We start from the raw sequence: 17,259 nt of genomic DNA, 5'->3' as shown, positions 1-17,259 counted from the left end.
ATATATGGATATTCCAATTAAATATGATCCCAAATCTTCGGAAGAAAAAAGATATCATTATTGGATGAAAGGAGGTTATTTTTCATCATATCCAGACGAAAGAATTCCATATACTATAATTATGCCTCCTCCAAATGTAACTGGAGTCCTCCATATAGGACATATGCTTAATAACACTATACAAGATGTTTTAATTAGGTACGCAAGAATGAAAGGATATAACGCATGTTGGATCCCAGGTACAGATCATGCGTCTATTGCTACAGAGGCAAAAGTTGTTCATTATCTAAAAAAAATAGGATTATCTAAATTTTTTCTGGGAAGAGAAAAATTTTTATTTCATACCAAAAAATGGGCCGATAAGCATAAAAATATTATTTTTGATCAACTTAAAAAATTGGGATGTTCATGTGATTGGAATCGCACTCAATTTACGATGAGTCCTAAATTATCTCAATCTGTAACAAAAGTTTTTATTGATTTATACAATAAGGGGTATATATATAGAGGATATCATGTTGTTAATTGGGATCCAGAAGCTCAAACTACTCTTTCTGATGAAGAAGTCCTTTATAAAGAACATATAGGGAAACTATATTATTTAAAATATAAAATTAAAGAAGAAGAAAGTTATGTAACTGTAGCTACAACTCGTCCTGAAACCATATTTGGTGATACAGCAATTTGTTTTCATCCATACGATAATCGTTATTTTCATTTGAAAGGAAAATATGCTAAAATTCCAATTGTTAATAGAGAAATACCAATTATACAAGATCCATATGTAGATCCTAAATTTGGAACTGGATGTTTAAAAGTAACTCCAGCTCATGATATACATGATAAAAATATAGCAGATAAACATAAATTAGAGATAATCAACATTTTTAATGAAAACGCTACTCTCAATGAAAAAGGACTTCATTATCAAGGAATGGATCGTTTTCAAGTAAGAAAAAAAATTATAGAAGAACTCAGTAAGTTGAGTTTGGTAAAATATATAGAAAAATTCAAACATAAAATAGGCCTTTCTGAACGAACTTTATCAGTAGTTGAACAAAGGTTATCTATTCAATGGTTTTTAAGAATGAAAAAAATAGCAGTTCCTGCTATAGAAGCCGTAAAAAATGGAGAAATTCAATTTTATCCAAAAAAATTTCAAAAAATTTATTTTGAATGGATGAATCAAATTCGTGATTGGAATATATCTAGACAATTATGGTGGGGACATCGTATTCCTGTCTATTATTATGGTAAAAAACTTAATGATTTTGTAGTTTCGGAAAATTTAGAAAAGGCATTAAAAAAAGCAAGATTTAAAAGTAAAAATACATCTTTAAATTATAATGATTTATGGCAAGATCCGGATGTTTTAGATACATGGTTTTCTTCTTGGTTGTTACCTATATCTGTATTTGATGGGATTTATCATCCTTATAATCATGAATTTTGTTATTATTATCCTACTGAAGAGATCGTAACAGGTTCAGATATATTATTTTTTTGGGTTGCACGTATGATTATGTCTGGTTTCTTATTCCAAAAAAATAAACCCTTCAAAAAAGTTTATTTTACAGGAATTATTAGAGATTATAAAAATAAAAAAATATCAAAATCATTAAACAATTCCCCAAACACTATAAATTTAATTAATAAATATGGAGCAGATGCTGTTCGTATGGGGCTTATGCTTAAAACTAGTGCTGGAAAGGATTTTCATTTTGAAGAAAAAATATGTTTTCAAGGAAAAAATTTTTCTCATAAAATATGGAATGCATTTCGTTTGATCCAAAGTTGGAAAATAACAAAACATCAACATGTTTCTGATTCTTCTTTACTTGCTATTAAATGGTTTAAAAATCGTTTTTATTATATTTTGGATATTTTTGAGAAATCTTTTAAAGAATATAAATTAGATGAATCATTAATGATTTTATATAAATTTATTTGGGATGATTTTTGCTCATATTTTTTAGAAATTATTAAACCTAATTATGGAGATAAATGTATACCAGAAATGGTATATTTTAATGTTGTAAATTTTTTTGAAAATATATTAAAATTATTACATCCATATATGCCTTTTATTTCAGAGGAAATTTGGAATTTTCTTAGAAAAAGAAAGACAAAGGAAGCTTTAATCGTTTCGTCTTGGCCTAAAAAAAAATTTTATGACGATAAAATTTTAATTTCTTTCGAAAAAGCTGTCAAAATCATATCCAAAATACGTTATATTCGAAATCAAAATCACATTCCCCATCAAAAAAATCTTATTTTATTTTCTATTAGAAAAAAGGAAAAGGAATATGATCCTATTATATTAAAACTTGCTAGGTTAGATAAAATTATTTCTGTGTCAAAAAAGCCTGAAAATATACCGTTTTTTTCTTTTTTTTTAGATACAGATCAATTCTTTTTATCCTTAGATCAAAAGGATTTTTTTCACATAGAAATTGTGAAAATTGAAAATAAAATTCAATATTTTTACAAATTACTATCTATTATTAGAAACAATTTGCATAACAACAATTATGTGACTTCTGTTCCTAAAAATGTTCTTTTGAAAGAAAGAAAAAAAGAAAATGATACGTTAAATAAAATTGATAGATTAAAAGAATATTTAAATGATTTAAAAAAAAGATAATTACCAATTACTACTTCCTCCTCCTCCTCCAAAATTTCCTCCCCCTCCAAATCCATCAAAATTTTCATCATGATCATGATTTTTATTTTTAAATAAAAAACTTGTGAAAAATAATGTATTAAATAATGAAATATTTGTTCCTTTTTTTATTAAAAAAAAATAAAATAATAAAATAATAAGAAGAATACTACTAATGCGAGTGAATAAATTCCATATGGAAAAAGTTTTATCATTTTGTTTTTTTTGAAATTTATTTTTTAAAATCTTAAATATTTCTTGAACTCCAGTGTCTATAGCTTTATAATAAAGATGATTTTTTAATATAGGTTTTATTTTTTGTATAATTTTCATAGTCAAAAAATCTGTCATATAAGGTTCTGCCCCATATCCATTTTGGATGGAAATTTTTCTATCATGAATGGATAATAATATAATTATTCCATTATTTTTATGAATTTTTCCAATTTTCCATTTTTCACCCCATTTAGAAGCTAATAAATTCGGATCTTCTCCATGAAGACTATGAACAATAGAAACAAAAATTTCTGTTGATGTAATTTTAGAATATGAAATAAGTTTTTGATTTAATTTTTCTATTTGTCTTTTGGATAAAACTCCTGCATAATCCTGTACAGGATATATTTTCTTTGGAACTTCAGGAATACGAAATTGTCCTTTTATTGAATTTGAATAAAAACAAATTAAAATAATTAAAATAGATTGAATAATTCTTTTCATATCCATAATTTTTTTGAATTGATCCTAATTTCAATTCCATATTATTTATTTTGATATATAACATGAATGAAATTTTTATTTTGAAAAATCTATAATTGGAGATTTATTTGATCCCATTTGAGATTGAAAATATCCTTTTTCTTGAAATTTAGAAAAAATATTTGCAATTATGACTTTTGGAAATTGATTTCTATAAGTATTGAAATCATTTACTTTATCATTAAAACGATTTCTTTCTACATTAATTCGATTTTCTGTTCCTTCTAATTGATTTTGTAATTCATAAAAATTTTTCGTAGATCTAAGATTAGGATAATTTTCTACAATTAATAGAAATCTACTAACAGAACTATTGAGTTGATCTTGTATTTTTTGATATTTATTGATTTGGTTTTGATTTAAATCATTTGTATTTATAGAAATAGAAGTAGCTTTTGCTCTAGCTTCTATAATTTGATTTAATGTATTTTTTTCGAAATTTGCAGATCCTTTTACTGTATTTACCAAATTTGGAATTAAATCAATTCTTCGTTGATAAACATTTTCTACTTGCCCCCATTGTGTTTTAATATTTTCATTTAGTTTGACTAAATGATTATACGCATTAGACGTCCATAATATTATGATAAATATTACTATAAAAATAGTAGAGATAGATATAAGAAAATTTTTTTTCATATTAAAAAAAATTTAATTAATTAATTACAAATCTTTTTAAAAAAAATTTCTTTATTAGAAAAATAAAACGAACATTCTTTTATAGCATTTTTATTACTATCAGATCCATGTATCGCGTTTTCTTTTAAAGAAGTTGCATATAAATTTCGTATAGTACCTTTTTTTGCGTGTATTGGATTTGTTTCTCCTATTAAAATTCTAAAATCTTTCACGGCGTTTTTTTTTTCTAATATTAAAGATATAATTGGACCAGAAGACATAAAATTCACTAAAGATTCAAAAAATAACTTTTTTTTATGTTCTGTATAAAAATTTGTAGCTGATTTTTTAGAAAGTTTTATCATTTTTATCGCTATAATGTGAAATCCTGCATGTACTATTTTATACAAAATAGGGATAACATATCCTTTTTGTACTGCATCTGGCTTTATAATAGAAAGTGTGATGTTTCCGAGCATATGATTAATCATAGTTTCTATTTCAATAATATTCATTTTAAATAAAATTAAATAAAGAAATTCAGAAATGAAAATTCCTGTATTTTCATGTAAAAATAATAGTTTATGAATTATAAAAATTCAAAATTGATTGATAACGAAGAACAACTCTATTTTGATTTTGATTCATTTCAAAAAATGGTTTTAAATGATTATAAATTAGCACGAATTAGTCGTGAAATTAGCATTTTAGGTCGTAAAGAAGTTCTAAATGGAAGAGCTAAATTTGGAATATTTGGAGATGGAAAAGAGATTCCTCAATTAGCTATGGCTAAAGTTTTTAAAAATGGAGATTATCGATCTGGATATTATCGGGATCAAACGTTTATGATAGCTATTGGAGTTTTAACCGTAAAAAATTTTTTTTCGCAATTATATGCACATTCAGATCTAAAAGAAGAACCAGTTTCGTCTGGTAGAATGATGACTTCTCATTTTGGAACACGTTTTTTGAATAAAGATGGAAATTGGAAAAATAATCTCATTCAACAAAAAAATTCTAGTGCAGATGTATCTTCTACTGCTGCTCAAATGCCTAGATTGTTAGGGTTAGCTCAAGCTTCTACGATTTATAAAAAGTTAAAAAATTTAAAAAAAACACATAAAATGTTTTCTCACAATGGAAATGAAGTAGCATTTGGAACAATTGGAAATGCTAGTATATCAGAGGGATTATTTTGGGAAACATTAAATGCAGCTTCAGTATTACAAATTCCAATTATACTTTCCATTTGGGATGATGAATATGGAATATCTGTTCCAAATAAATACCAATTTTCAAAAAAAAATATTAGCGATCTTTTATATGGATTTCATAGAAATAAAAAAGAAAAAGGAATAGAAATTATTCGTGTAAATGGGGCTAATTACATAGATCTCATAAAAACATATTTTAAAGCAGATAAAATTGCTCGTAATGAACATGTTCCCGTAATTATACATGTAGCATGTTTAACACAACCCCAGGGACATTCTACTTCTTCTTCACATGAAAGATACAAATCAAAAAAACGATTAGAATGGGAAATGAATAATGACGGAATTAATAAATTTAGAGATTGGATTTTAAATTTCAAGTTTCAAATTAATCAAAAAAATAATCGTAAAATAGTAGATAATGTTTGTATTTTAGATAAAATAGATATAGAAGCTAAAGACTATGTTAGAAATGAAAAAGAAAAAGCATGGAAAGCATTTCAAAAATCTATTAATAAAATTAAAAATGAAGTTTTCAGTATTCTAGATCAAATTCAAAATAATCATGAAGAAGAAAAATGGATTAAAAAATATATTAGAGAATTACATTATACAAATAAAAGTTATCCTACAAAAAAATCAATATTTTGTATTGCAAGAAAAGTATTTTGCCTTTTATCAGAAAAAAAATCTAATTCAAAGGATTTTTTTAAAAAATGGTTGAATAAAAAATACCATGAAGAACAAAAAAATTATTCTTCACATTTATATAGTCTTTCTGAAAAAGCTTCTGTAAGAATAACAGAAGTTTTCCCTATATACAATAATAATGATACTAAAAAAGTAGATGGTAGAATTATTTTAAGAGAAAATTTTGATAAATTATTGGAATTACATCCTGATCTTTTAATTTTTGGAGAAGATGTAGGAAAAATAGGTGATGTAAATCAAGGATTAGAAGGGTTGCAAAAAAAATATGGAAAAATTCGTGTTTTTGATACAGGAATACGTGAATCCACTATTTTAGGACAAGGAATTGGTCTTGCAATGCGAGGACTTCGTCCTATAGTTGAAATTCAGTATATAGATTATGTTTTATATGCTTTACAAATCATGAGTGATGATCTTGCTTGTTTACAATACAGGACAAAAGGTGGACAAAAAGCGCCTGTTATTATTAGAACTAGAGGACATCGTTTAGAAGGAATATGGCATTCTGGTTCTCCAATGGGAGGGATTATTAATTATTTGAGAGGAATCTTAGTCCTTGTTCCGAGAAATATGGTAAAAGCGGCTGGATTTTATAATACTTTGTTACATGGAGATGATCCTGCTTTGGTTGTTGAATGTCTTAATGGTTATAGAATCAAAGAAAAATTGCCTAAAAATTTAGGATTATTTAGAACACCTATTGGAATAGTAGAAAAAACAAGAACAGGGAAAGATATCACTATGATTACTTACGGCTCTACATGGAGGATTGTAAATGAAGCAGCGGAAGAATTATCTAATATTAATAATATTGATTCTGAAATTATTGATATTCAATCTTTACTTCCTTTTGATATACAGAAAGATATTGTAAAAAGTTTACAAAAAACTAATAGATTATTGATTATAGACGAAGATGTTCCAGGAGGAGCTTCTGCTTATATTCTACAAAAAATATTAGAAGAACAAAATGGATATTATTATTTAGATAGTCCACCTGTTACAATTACAGCTCAAGAACATCGCCCTCCTTATGGATCAGATGGGGATTATTTTTCAAAACCTTCAGTTGAAAATATTGTAGAAAAAGTATTAAAAATTATGCATGATAGTTAAAAAATAAAGGTTTTTTTTAAAAAAATTATTTATTAATTTTACATTAATTGATGTTTTTAAATTTTATGAAAATAGAAAAAACTTCACATTCTAGAATTAGAAAAATGAATTTCAAAAATATCGATTTTGGAAATCAGTATTCAGATCATATGTTCTGTTCTGAATTTAAGAATGGAAAATGGAAAAATTCTATCATTAAGCCTTTTGGAAAAATAATGTTTTCTCCCATATCTCTTGTTTTTCATTATGGACAAGCTGTTTTTGAAGGAATGAAAGCTTATAAAGATAAAAACGAAGAAGTTTTTTTATTTCGTCCAGAAGAAAACTTAAAAAGAATAAACAGATCTGCAGCTCGTTTGGAAATGCCGACTATTCCAGAAAATATTTTTATGATTGGATTAAAAAATCTAATAAATATAGATAGGGATTGGGTTCCAAAATATTATGGACAATCTTTATATATTCGTCCTTTTCTAATTGCAACTAATGGGGCTTTATCTGCAAAACCTTCTCAAGATTATATGTTTATAATTATATCTGCGCCTGCAGATACCTATTATAAACATCCATTAAAAATTAAAATAGAAGAAAAATATAGCCGTTCCGCATCAGGAGGGATTGGTTTTACTAAAGCTGCTGGTAATTATGCTTCTTCTTTTTATCCTACTCGATTAGCTAATGAAAAAGGATTTGATCAAATATTATGGACGGATTCTTCTACACATACTATGATAGAAGAATCCGGAACTATGAATGTTTTTTTCCATTTAAAAAATAAACTTATAACTCCAAAATTTAATGATAATATATTAGGCGGAATTACATGTAAAAGTATTCTTTCTTTAGCTGAAAAAGAAGGTTTTTTTGTAGAAGAACGAAATATAAGTGTATCGGAAATTATAGAAGGATTACAAACTGGAGAATTAAGAGAAGCTTTTGGTTGTGGAACTGCAGTCGTTATAAATTATTTTAAAACAATTAGTTATAAAGAAAATAATTTTGATTTGCCAAATCTTTCAGAAAAAGAAAGAATATCTCTTTATTTCAAGAAAAGATTACTAGATATACAACACAATTTATCCGAAGATCCTTTTGGATGGAGAGTTCAATTAAAAAGATATTTTTAAAAAAATTATTCTATGTATGTTATCTATGAATGATCATTTTCAATCTATAGAAAAAATAGTAAAAAAATCTATATTTATTTTATATAAATCAGAATCTTGTCCTGAATTGGATTTTCAATATACTAAAAAAGAATATCCAGGAGATATGACTTTAATTTTATTTCCTTTATCTAAAAGATTCAAACAACCTACGGAAAAAATAGGAAAAGATATAGGAAATTATGTAAAAAATCAATTAAAAGGACTAATTCAATTTTCTATTATTAAAGGTTTTTTAAACTTTATTTTTAAAGATGATTATTATATTCACCTTTTGAAAAAAATGTTAAATACAAATTTTTATGATTTAAAATATCCTTCTAAAAAAATTATGATTGAATATTCCTCTCCTAATACTAATAAACCTCTACATTTAGGACATGTTAGAAACAGTCTTATTGGAGCATCTATAGCTGAAATATTAAAAATGATAGGACATGAAATAATAAGAATTCAAATGATTAATGATAGAGGAATACATATATGTAAATCTATGATAGCTTGGAAAATATTTGGAAAAGGAGAAACTCCTGATAGGGCTAAAATAAAAGGGGATCATTTTGTAGGAAAGTATTATAGTTTATTTGATAAAATTTATCAAAAAGAGATCCGGGAACTATCTAAAAAAAATAATAGATCTATTATTCAATATTCAATTTTAAATCAAGCCAGAGAATTATTAAAAAAATGGGAGGAAGGAGACCCTATTATTCGAAATACCTGGAAAAAAATGAATCAATGGGTTTATAATGGATTTGAAAAAACCTATAAAAAATTGGGGATTACTTTTGATAAAGTAGAATATGAAAGTGATATTTATGAAATTGGAAAAAAAATAGTAAAAAAAGGTCTTGAAAAAGGAATTTTTTTTGAAAAAGAAGATGGATCTATTTGGATTGATTTAACCAAAGAAGGATTTGATCAAAAACTTTTATTACGGTCAGATCAAACCTCTGTATATATTACTCAAGATATTGGAACAGCTGTAAAACGTTTTAAAGAATCTAATGTAGACCAAATCATATATATTGTAGGAAAAGAACAAGATTATCATTTTAAAGTTCTTTTTAATGTATTAAGACGTTTAGGATATACATGGGTAAATAAATTATCACATTTATCTTATGAAATGGTATTTTTACCAAGTGGTAGAATGAAATCAAGAGAAGGAAACGTTATAGATGCTGATAGTATTATTTTAAAAATGTCATCTATTGCAAAAAAGAAATTGAAAAAAAAAGAAAAACAAGAACAATCTTCTGAAATAATAGGATTAGGAGCGTTGAAATATTATTTTCTTAAAATAGATCCAAGAAAGAAAATAATTTTTTATCCTGAAAAATCTATAGATTTTAAAGGAAAAACAGGAACATATGTTCAATATACTTATTCTAGAATTCGTTCTCTAGAACGAAATTTTTTTAAATTATGTTCATTACTTAATTATTATTGGTCAAATATAAAATTTAATACATATGAAAAAAACATGATCAAAATTCTTCAAAAATATCCATTGATATTAAAAAAATCAGCAATACATCTAAATCCTTCTTTAATAGCTAATTATGTTTACGAAGTATCTAAAACCTTCAATCACCTTTACCAAAACAAAAAATTAATAGATCCTTTAAATATAATTCATAGTAATATTTGTATGAATATTATTCATATTACAGGAAATGTTTTAAAATCTGGAATGAATTTATTAGGCATAAAAATGCTTGATTATATGTAAAAAAAATGTATACTTAATTACTTATGTTTGAACATTTAAAAAATAAAATTTCTGAAGCTCTTCATGTTTTTAAGGGAGATAGTAAAATTACAGAAATTAATATAGCATCTTCTCTAAAAAAAATTGGAAATGCACTCATTGATGCAGATGTTAATTACAAAATAGTTAGAAATTTTATTCATAAAATTCAAGAAAAATCTATTGGAAAAAAAGTTCTGACTTCTTTAAATCCAAAACAATTAATTACAAAAATAGTATATGATGAATTAGTTCTTCTTATGGGAAAAAAAAATGTAGAAATGGATCTATCTAAGAATCCTTCTATTATTTTAATTTGTGGATTACAGGGAAGTGGAAAAACTTCTTTTTCCTCTAAACTTGCTTTTTTTTTAACAAAAAAAAATAAATTTCCTTTGCTAGTATCTGTAGATATTCATCGTCCTGCAGCAGTAGATCAGTTGAAATTGATTGCAAAAAAAGTAAATATTCCTGTTTTTTCTTTAGAAAAAAGTAAAAATGTTATAGAAATAATAGATCAATCTATCCTTTATGCTTTCAAAAATAAAAGGAATATAATTATTATTGATACAGCTGGTCGATTAGCGATCGATCAAATTATGATGGAAGAAATTCAAAGAATAAATCAACATTCTAAACCAAATGAAATTTTATTCGTAGTTGATTCTATGACAGGACAAGATGCTATAAATACGGCTCAATCTTTTTCAAAAAAATTAAATCTTGATGGAATTGTCATAACAAAATTAGATGGAGATAATAGAGGTGGAGTTGCTATTACTATATCTAGTATAGTAAAAAAACCTATAAAATTTATTAGTAATGGAGAAAAAATAGAAGATTTAGAAGTTTTTCATCCAGATAGAATAGCCAATAGAATATTAGGTATGGGTGATATAGTTTCTTTAGTTGAAAAAGTACAAGAACAATTTGATGAAAAAAGAACGCGAAAAATATATCAAAAGATTTCAAAAAATAGTTTTGATTTTAATGATTTATTATATCAGATTCAAAAAATTAAAAAAATAGGAAATATAAAAAATATTATTTCAATGATTCCTGGAATCGATAAGTATTTTTCTTTTGATGGAGATCACAAAAATTCTTTCAAAAAAATAGAATCTATTATTTATTCTATGACTCCTTATGAAAGAATTCATCCTAAAGTTTTTTCTGATGTAAAAAGAAAAAAAAGAATATCTAAAGGATCTGGGATTACATTAAGTCATATAGATCTTTTTATGAAACAATTTTATGATATGAGTAAAATCGTAAAAAAAATTCATGCTCATTCAGGAAAAGAGACTATAAAAAATTTACTCTATCAAATGATTAAAAAAGAAAATTATAATTGAAGTTATATATTATTTTCTTTTTTTGATTTTACTGAAATATTTTTAATTTTGTTCATTTAATATTTTTAAAAAAACCCAATAATTATTAGGATATTTCGTTTAAAATTTTATATATATGAGTTAAAAATAAATAATGAAAGATTTTTTAAATAGAGATAGATTTTTGAACATTTTAGAAAATGTAAATATCTGGGATGTTATCATAATTGGAGGAGGAGCTACTGGATTAGGGATTGCTTTAGATTCTTCTTCTAGAGGATATAAGACTCTTTTATTAGAACAATCTGATTTTTCTAAAGCTACTTCTAGTCGAAGTACGAAGTTAATTCATGGAGGAGTACGATATTTAGCTCAAGGGAATATAAGATTAGTTTATGAGGCCTTGCAAGAAAGAGGTTTCTTATTAAAGAATGCTCCTCATTTAGTAAAAAAACAAAAATTTATTATTCCAGTTTTTAATTGGAAAATGGGAGTAATGTATTGGACTGGTCTAAAATTATATGAATGGCTATCTGGTTCTTTAAGTTTTGGAAAATCCAAGTTTTTGTCTAAGTATGAAATAATTAAAAAATTTCCAGAAATTAAAAGTAAAGAATTAAAAGGAGGTATTTTATATTATGATGGTCAATTTGATGATGCACGTTTAGCTATAAATTTAGCACAAACTTGTGTTAAAAAAGGTGGAATATTATTAAATTATTTTCAAGTCGAAAGTTTGTTAAAAAAAGTTGGAAATAAAATTTCTGGAGTTGTTGCCTGTGATCTTGAAACTCAAAAAAAATATTTTATTTCTTCAAAAATAGTTATCAACGCTACTGGTGTATTTTCTGATACTATTTCAAAAATGGATAAATCTGCATGTCCCATTTTTATTAAACCAAGTCAAGGAACACATATTGTATTAGACAAATCTTTTTTTAGTAGTTCAAATGCTATAGTTATTCCAAAGACTGATGATGGAAGGATATTATTTTGTGTTCCATGGTATGATCATGTTTTAGTAGGAACTACAGATACTTTTTTAGAAAAAAGTGTTCTTGAACCAAAACCTTTAGAAAAAGAAATAGATTTTATATTACAAACTTTTAACAAATATTTTATATTTAATACCAAAAAAAATGATATATTGAGTGCATTTTCTGGATTGCGTCCTCTTTTTGTTTCTTCTTCTAATAATTCTTGTTTTTATACTAATAAAACTAAGGATATTTCTAGATCTCATAAATTGATAATTAGCTCTTCTGGACTAATTAGTATTATAGGAGGAAAATGGACAACATATAGAAAAATGGCGGAAGATGCTGTAAATAAAGCTATTGAAATAGGAAAATTACATAAAATGCCTTCTATAACAAAAAATCTTAAAATTTATGGATCCAAAGCTTCATATAAAAACCAAAATTATCATTGGAATAAATATGGAGAAGATGAATATCATATAAAAAAATTAATTGATAAAAATCCATTATTGGGTACTTTCTTAATTTCCAAAGATTCTTCTTACTCTTATACAGAAGCAGAAGTTATTTGGATGGTTCGTTATGAAATGGCAAGAACAATTGAAGATGTTTTAGCAAGGAGATTTCGTTTATTATTTTTAAATGCTAAAAAAGCAATAGATATAGCACCAAAAATTGCATCTTTAATGGCTAAAGAACTTTCTAGAGATGAAAAATGGGAAAAATTACAAGTGGCTTCTTTTAAGAAGCTTGCTATGCAATACTATTTTCCATCAACATCAGTTTTATAGCAGAAAAGTTATATGTTTATGAAAAAATACGTGCTATCCTTAGATCAAGGAACAACTAGTTCTAGAGCAATTATTTTTGATCAAGTTGGAAATATTATTTCTGTAGCTCAAAGAGAATTTACACAGATATATCCTCATCCTGGATGGGTGGAGCACAATGCGGAAGAAATATGGTCAACACAAGCATCAGTTGCTTTAGAAGCCATTTTAAAGGCTAATTTAGAAGGAGAAAATATAATATCGATAGGAATTACTAATCAAAGAGAAACTACTGTTATATGGGATAAAAAAACAGGAGAGCCTATTTTTAATGCCATAGTATGGCAAGATAGACGTACATTTAAATATTGTGATCTTCTTAAAAAAGAAGGATTAACCAAAATGATTCGAAAAAAAACAGGTTTAATTATAGATCCTTATTTTTCCGCTACGAAAATTAAATGGATATTAGAAAATGTTCCTGGAGCGAAAAATAAAGCTCGTTCTGGATCTTTAGCTTTTGGAACTATAGATTCATGGTTAATATGGAATTTGACTGGAAAAAAAAATCACGTCACAGATGTGACTAACGCTTCTCGAACTATGTTATTTAATATTCATACCTTAAGTTGGGATCAAGAATTAATAGACTTATTTGATATTCCATTTATTATGCTTCCAGAAGTAAAATCATCTAGTGAAATCTTTGGATATACAACAGGACATATTCTTTCACATAAAATTCCTATATCTGGAATAGCTGGAGATCAACAAGCATCTCTTTTTGGTCAAATGTGTACTAAAATTGGTATGGTAAAAAATACTTATGGAACAGGATGTTTTATGCTAATGAATGTGGGAGATAATCCAGTTTTTTCTCAAAACAATTTAATTACTACTATAGCTTGGAAAATAAAAAATCAAGTTCAATATGCATTGGAAGGAAGTGTATTTATTGCGGGAGCTGTAGTTCAATGGCTTAGAGATGGATTAGGCTTACTTTTATCCTCTAACGAAGCGGAAAAATTAGCTTCTTCTGTAGATAATACAGAAGGATTATACATAGTTCCAGCTTTTTCTGGATTAGGAGCTCCTTATTGGGATCAAAAAGCGAGAGGAACTATTGTTGGAATAACAAGAGGCACTTCTTCCGCTCATTTTGTTCGAGCTGCATTAGAGAGTATTGCTTTCCAGAATATGGATGTATTAAAAGCTATGGAAGCGGATTCTGGTATTTCTATAAAAGAATTACGTGTAGATGGAGGGGCTACAGTAAATAAATTATTAATGCAATTTCAGTCTGATATTTTAAATGTAAAAGTTGTTAAATCCAAAATATCTGAGCTTACAGCAGCTGGAGCTGCTTATTTAGCAGGATTAGCTGTAAATTATTGGAGTAGTCTTGAAGAAATTCAAAATAAATGGAAATTAGAACAAATTTTTGAACCAAAGGAGATGTCTAATAGATTGGAAAGAATTCAAGGTTGGAAAAGAGCAATTAAAACAACTCGTTCTTGGTCCAGTCAAATAAAATATAAATAAAATGACAAAAATATATGCAGAAATCATAGGGACAATGATTTTAGTATTTTTAGGAAACGGCGTAGTAGCAAATGTTATTTTATCAAAGACTAAAGGTCATAGTAAAAATGGTGGAGGATGGCTTACGATTACTATAGGATGGGCTCTAGCTGTTTTTATGGCTATAACAGTTTCTGCTCCTTATAGTGGAGCACACTTAAATCCATGTGTATCAATAAGTTATGCTATTATTGGAAAATTTAGTTGGAAAATGGTCCCCTTCTATATTTTTTCTCAATTCATTGGAGCTATGTTAGGGTCTTTATTCGTATGGTTTTTATATAAAGATCATTTTTTTGAAACTCAAGAAAAACAAGAGAAACTATCTGTTTTTGTAACTTTTCCTTCTATAAAAAATTTATTTTCTAATTTTTTAAGTGAAGTATTAGCTACTTTTGTTTTTATATTTATTTCTTTATATCTTTCTACAGAAGGAACTCTATTTTTAAGAGAAGAAAAATATCCTGTAGGGTTGGGATCTTTAGGGGCTGTTCCTTCTGCTTTAGTCGTATTAGGAATTGTTTTATCCTTAGGAGGAGCTACAGGTGCAGCTCTAAATCCTGCTCGTGATCTAGGCCCAAGAATTATATATTCTATTATTCCTATTCCTGGAAAAGAAAAAAATCATTGGAATTATGCTTTAATTCCAATATTTGGACCTATAGTAGGATGTGTGATCGCATCAGTTTTCTACTTATGTTTATCATCATAAAAATAAAAAAACTTGTAACTTATTTTTATGGATGAAAATAAATTAGTTTCTCTTTTAAAAGAAGATTCTAATAGAGACCATAGAAAAATAGGAAAAAAACTAAAATTCTTTATTTTTTCTGATAGAGTAGGAACTGGATTACCTTTATGGTTACCTAGAGGAACAATTTTTAGAAAAAATTTAGAGGAATTTTTAACCGAGGTTCAAAAAAAATATGGATACGAAATGGTTGTAACTCCACATATTGGACATAAAAAATTATATATTAAAAGTGGACATTGGGATAAGTATGGAGAAAATCATTTTAACCCCATTTGTACCCCTCGTAGAGAAGAAGAATTTCTTTTAAAGCCTATGAATTGTCCTCATCATTGTGAAATCTATCGTTCTCAAGAATGGTCTTATCGTGATCTTCCTAAACGATTTTCAGAATTTGGAACAGTATATCGTTATGAGAAAAGTGGAGAACTTCATGGATTAACTAGAGTTAGATGTTTTACTCAAGATGACGCTCATATTTTTTGTACTTACGATCAATTATTAGAAGAATTAAAAAAAGTTGTTAATTTATTTTTTTATGTTTTTAGTTCTTTGGGTTTTTCGGATTATTCAATAAGAGTTTCTCTTAGAGATCCTAAAAAAAAAGATGATTATATAGGATCAAAAAAAAATTGGGAAAAAGCTGAAAAAGCTTTATTAGAAATAGTAAAAAAAGAAAATATAAAAGCATCTGTTAATTATGGAGATGCTGCTTTTTATGGACCGAAATTAGATTTTCTTATTCAAGATTCTTTAGGAAGAAATTGGCAGCTTGGAACAATTCAAGTAGATTATAATTTGCCTGAGAGATTCGATTTATATTATAAAGGAAAAAATAATGAAAAATGTCGTCCTGTAATGATACATAGAGCACCTTTTGGTTCATTAGAACGAATGATAGCTATAATGATTGAACATACAGAGGGTAATTTACCATTATGGTTAGTTCCGAATCAAGTGGTTATACTTCCTATAAGTGATAAATATGTAGTTTATGCGAAAAAAATTTTAAATTTAATGTTGAGTTATAACATTCGTGTATTTCTTGATAATAGAAATGAAAAAATTAATAAAAAAATTAGAGATTCTGAAGATAAAAAAATTCCTTATATGATAATTTTGGGAAAAAAAGAAGAAAAAAATAAAATGATGTCATTGCGACGTCATGGTTTAGGACATATAGGAATATTTTCTATTTCCAATGGAATAGAATCTATTTTGAATGAAACAAAATTAAAAAAATAAAACTAATTAAAACTATAAAACTATTATAAAAAAAAAATTTTCAAGAGGTCATAAAAGAAATAGAATCTACCGACCATTACCGCAAAAAAAAGAGAAACATAGGATTAATAAAAAGATTGATGCAGAAAAAGTTCGTTTAGTTGGAGGTGGGTCCATAGAAAATGGAATTTACTCAATACAAGAAGCTCTTCAATTTTCTAGAAATAGAGAATTAGATTTAGTTGAAATTAATCCTAAATTAAATCCTCCAGTGTGTAAAATACTGGATTACAAAAAATTTTTATATGAACAAAAAAAAAGAAAGAAACAATTTAAAGCAAAACAAGTTAAAGTTAATACTAAAGAAATTAGATTCGGTCCACAAATTGGAGATCATGATGGAAAAGTAAAGATTAAAAGTGCAGAAAAATTTTTAATGCGAGGAGATAAAGTAAAAGTATTTGTTTTTTTCAAAGGACGTTCTATAGTATATAAAGATCAAGGTAAAATAAAATTATTAAAATTTGCAGAAGAAATTGAAGAATATGGAAAAGTAGAACAAATGCCGGTAATGGAAGGAAAGAGAATGTATATGATTTTAGCTCCAAAAAAACTTTAAC

The 17,259-nt window shown here is 26.2% G+C and carries 13 protein-coding genes; 10 read left to right on the top strand and 3 right to left on the bottom strand.

Annotation, left to right across the window (positions count from 1 at the left end):
- The first annotated feature begins 4 nt into the window (after positions 1-4).
- Positions 5-2,644: a valine--tRNA ligase gene (locus STAT_RS00965; RefSeq protein WP_119305414.1), complete on the top strand. Its 2,640-nt coding sequence runs from the start codon at positions 5-7 to the stop codon at positions 2,642-2,644.
- On the opposite strand, the gene STAT_RS00960 is transcribed toward STAT_RS00965, so the two are convergent.
- The 3 genes from STAT_RS00960 to ndk all read right to left on the bottom strand — a co-directional run bounded on the left by STAT_RS00960 (position 2,645) and on the right by ndk (position 4,554).
- Positions 2,645-3,382 (bottom strand): TPM domain-containing protein, encoded by a 738-nt coding sequence (locus STAT_RS00960; protein ID WP_119305822.1) that lies wholly within the window; start codon positions 3,380-3,382, stop codon positions 2,645-2,647.
- Positions 3,383-3,457: 75 nt separating this feature from the next.
- Positions 3,458-4,060 (bottom strand): LemA family protein, encoded by a 603-nt coding sequence (locus STAT_RS00955; protein ID WP_119305413.1) that lies wholly within the window; start codon positions 4,058-4,060, stop codon positions 3,458-3,460.
- A 20-nt stretch (positions 4,061-4,080) separates the two neighbouring features.
- A complete protein-coding gene (ndk, locus tag STAT_RS00950) occupies positions 4,081-4,554 on the bottom strand; it encodes a nucleoside-diphosphate kinase (RefSeq protein WP_244273569.1) in 474 nt (157 codons plus the stop codon).
- A gap of 69 nt (positions 4,555-4,623) precedes the next feature.
- Here ndk and STAT_RS00945 point away from each other — a divergent pair, with 69 nt between their 5' ends.
- The 9 genes from STAT_RS00945 to infC all read left to right on the top strand — a co-directional run bounded on the left by STAT_RS00945 (position 4,624) and on the right by infC (position 17,258).
- The gene (locus tag STAT_RS00945) at positions 4,624-7,080 is read left to right on the top strand and encodes an alpha-ketoacid dehydrogenase subunit alpha/beta (RefSeq protein ID WP_119305412.1); all 2,457 of its coding nucleotides are present in this window, start codon (positions 4,624-4,626) and stop codon (positions 7,078-7,080) included.
- 65 nt (positions 7,081-7,145) lie between these two features.
- Complete coding sequence (locus tag STAT_RS00940) at positions 7,146-8,207, top strand: branched-chain amino acid aminotransferase (protein ID WP_119305820.1); 1,062 nt, start codon at positions 7,146-7,148, stop codon at positions 8,205-8,207.
- A 25-nt stretch (positions 8,208-8,232) separates the two neighbouring features.
- Positions 8,233-9,981 (top strand): arginine--tRNA ligase, encoded by a 1,749-nt coding sequence (argS, locus tag STAT_RS00935; RefSeq protein ID WP_119305819.1) that lies wholly within the window; start codon positions 8,233-8,235, stop codon positions 9,979-9,981.
- 23 nt (positions 9,982-10,004) lie between these two features.
- Positions 10,005-11,354 carry a signal recognition particle protein gene (gene ffh, locus STAT_RS00930; protein WP_119305411.1) on the top strand — a complete coding sequence of 450 codons (1,350 nt, stop codon included), beginning with the start codon at positions 10,005-10,007 and terminating at the stop codon, positions 11,352-11,354.
- A 133-nt stretch (positions 11,355-11,487) separates the two neighbouring features.
- Complete coding sequence (locus STAT_RS00925; protein WP_119305410.1) at positions 11,488-13,104, top strand: glycerol-3-phosphate dehydrogenase/oxidase; 1,617 nt, start codon at positions 11,488-11,490, stop codon at positions 13,102-13,104.
- Between the two features lie 12 nt (positions 13,105-13,116).
- Positions 13,117-14,625, top strand: a complete 1,509-nt coding sequence (gene glpK, locus STAT_RS00920) for a glycerol kinase GlpK (RefSeq protein WP_119305409.1) — start codon at positions 13,117-13,119, stop codon at positions 14,623-14,625.
- A gap of 1 nt (position 14,626) precedes the next feature.
- Entirely contained in the window at positions 14,627-15,376 is a 750-nt protein-coding gene (locus STAT_RS00915) for an MIP/aquaporin family protein (RefSeq protein WP_119305408.1), read from the top strand.
- 27 nt (positions 15,377-15,403) lie between these two features.
- Positions 15,404-16,660, top strand: coding sequence for a threonine--tRNA ligase (gene thrS, locus STAT_RS00910; RefSeq protein WP_119305407.1), 1,257 nt, complete (start codon positions 15,404-15,406; stop codon positions 16,658-16,660).
- Positions 16,661-16,724: 64 nt separating this feature from the next.
- The gene (gene infC / locus STAT_RS00905) at positions 16,725-17,258 is read left to right on the top strand and encodes a translation initiation factor IF-3 (RefSeq protein WP_244273575.1); all 534 of its coding nucleotides are present in this window, start codon (positions 16,725-16,727) and stop codon (positions 17,256-17,258) included.
- The last annotated feature ends 1 nt before the right edge of the window (position 17,259 follow it).

Origin of the sequence: Blattabacterium cuenoti STAT, assembly GCF_003573915.1 — a bacterium.
In the GTDB taxonomy this organism is placed as follows: domain Bacteria; phylum Bacteroidota; class Bacteroidia; order Flavobacteriales; family Blattabacteriaceae; genus Blattabacterium; species Blattabacterium cuenoti_A.
This window is presented reverse-complemented; position numbering and strand designations above follow the sequence as displayed.

What these genes read in the sequence shown, in the direction of transcription:
- STAT_RS00960 (WP_119305822.1), bottom strand. Translation starts at nt 3,382, where the DNA reads ATGAAAAGAATTATTCAATCTATTTTAATTATTTTAATTTGTTTTTAT.
- STAT_RS00965 (WP_119305414.1), top strand. Translation starts at nt 5, where the DNA reads ATGGATATTCCAATTAAATATGATCCCAAATCTTCGGAAGAAAAAAGA.
- STAT_RS00925 (WP_119305410.1), top strand. Translation starts at nt 11,488, where the DNA reads ATGAAAGATTTTTTAAATAGAGATAGATTTTTGAACATTTTAGAAAAT.
- STAT_RS00955 (WP_119305413.1), bottom strand. Translation starts at nt 4,060, where the DNA reads ATGAAAAAAAATTTTCTTATATCTATCTCTACTATTTTTATAGTAATA.
- STAT_RS00945 (WP_119305412.1), top strand. Translation starts at nt 4,624, where the DNA reads ATGAATTATAAAAATTCAAAATTGATTGATAACGAAGAACAACTCTAT.
- argS (WP_119305819.1), top strand. Translation starts at nt 8,233, where the DNA reads ATGAATGATCATTTTCAATCTATAGAAAAAATAGTAAAAAAATCTATA.
- glpK (WP_119305409.1), top strand. Translation starts at nt 13,117, where the DNA reads ATGTTTATGAAAAAATACGTGCTATCCTTAGATCAAGGAACAACTAGT.
- ndk (WP_244273569.1), bottom strand. Translation starts at nt 4,554, where the DNA reads ATGAATATTATTGAAATAGAAACTATGATTAATCATATGCTCGGAAAC.
- STAT_RS00915 (WP_119305408.1), top strand. Translation starts at nt 14,627, where the DNA reads ATGACAAAAATATATGCAGAAATCATAGGGACAATGATTTTAGTATTT.
- thrS (WP_119305407.1), top strand. Translation starts at nt 15,404, where the DNA reads ATGGATGAAAATAAATTAGTTTCTCTTTTAAAAGAAGATTCTAATAGA.
- ffh (WP_119305411.1), top strand. Translation starts at nt 10,005, where the DNA reads ATGTTTGAACATTTAAAAAATAAAATTTCTGAAGCTCTTCATGTTTTT.
- STAT_RS00940 (WP_119305820.1), top strand. Translation starts at nt 7,146, where the DNA reads ATGAAAATAGAAAAAACTTCACATTCTAGAATTAGAAAAATGAATTTC.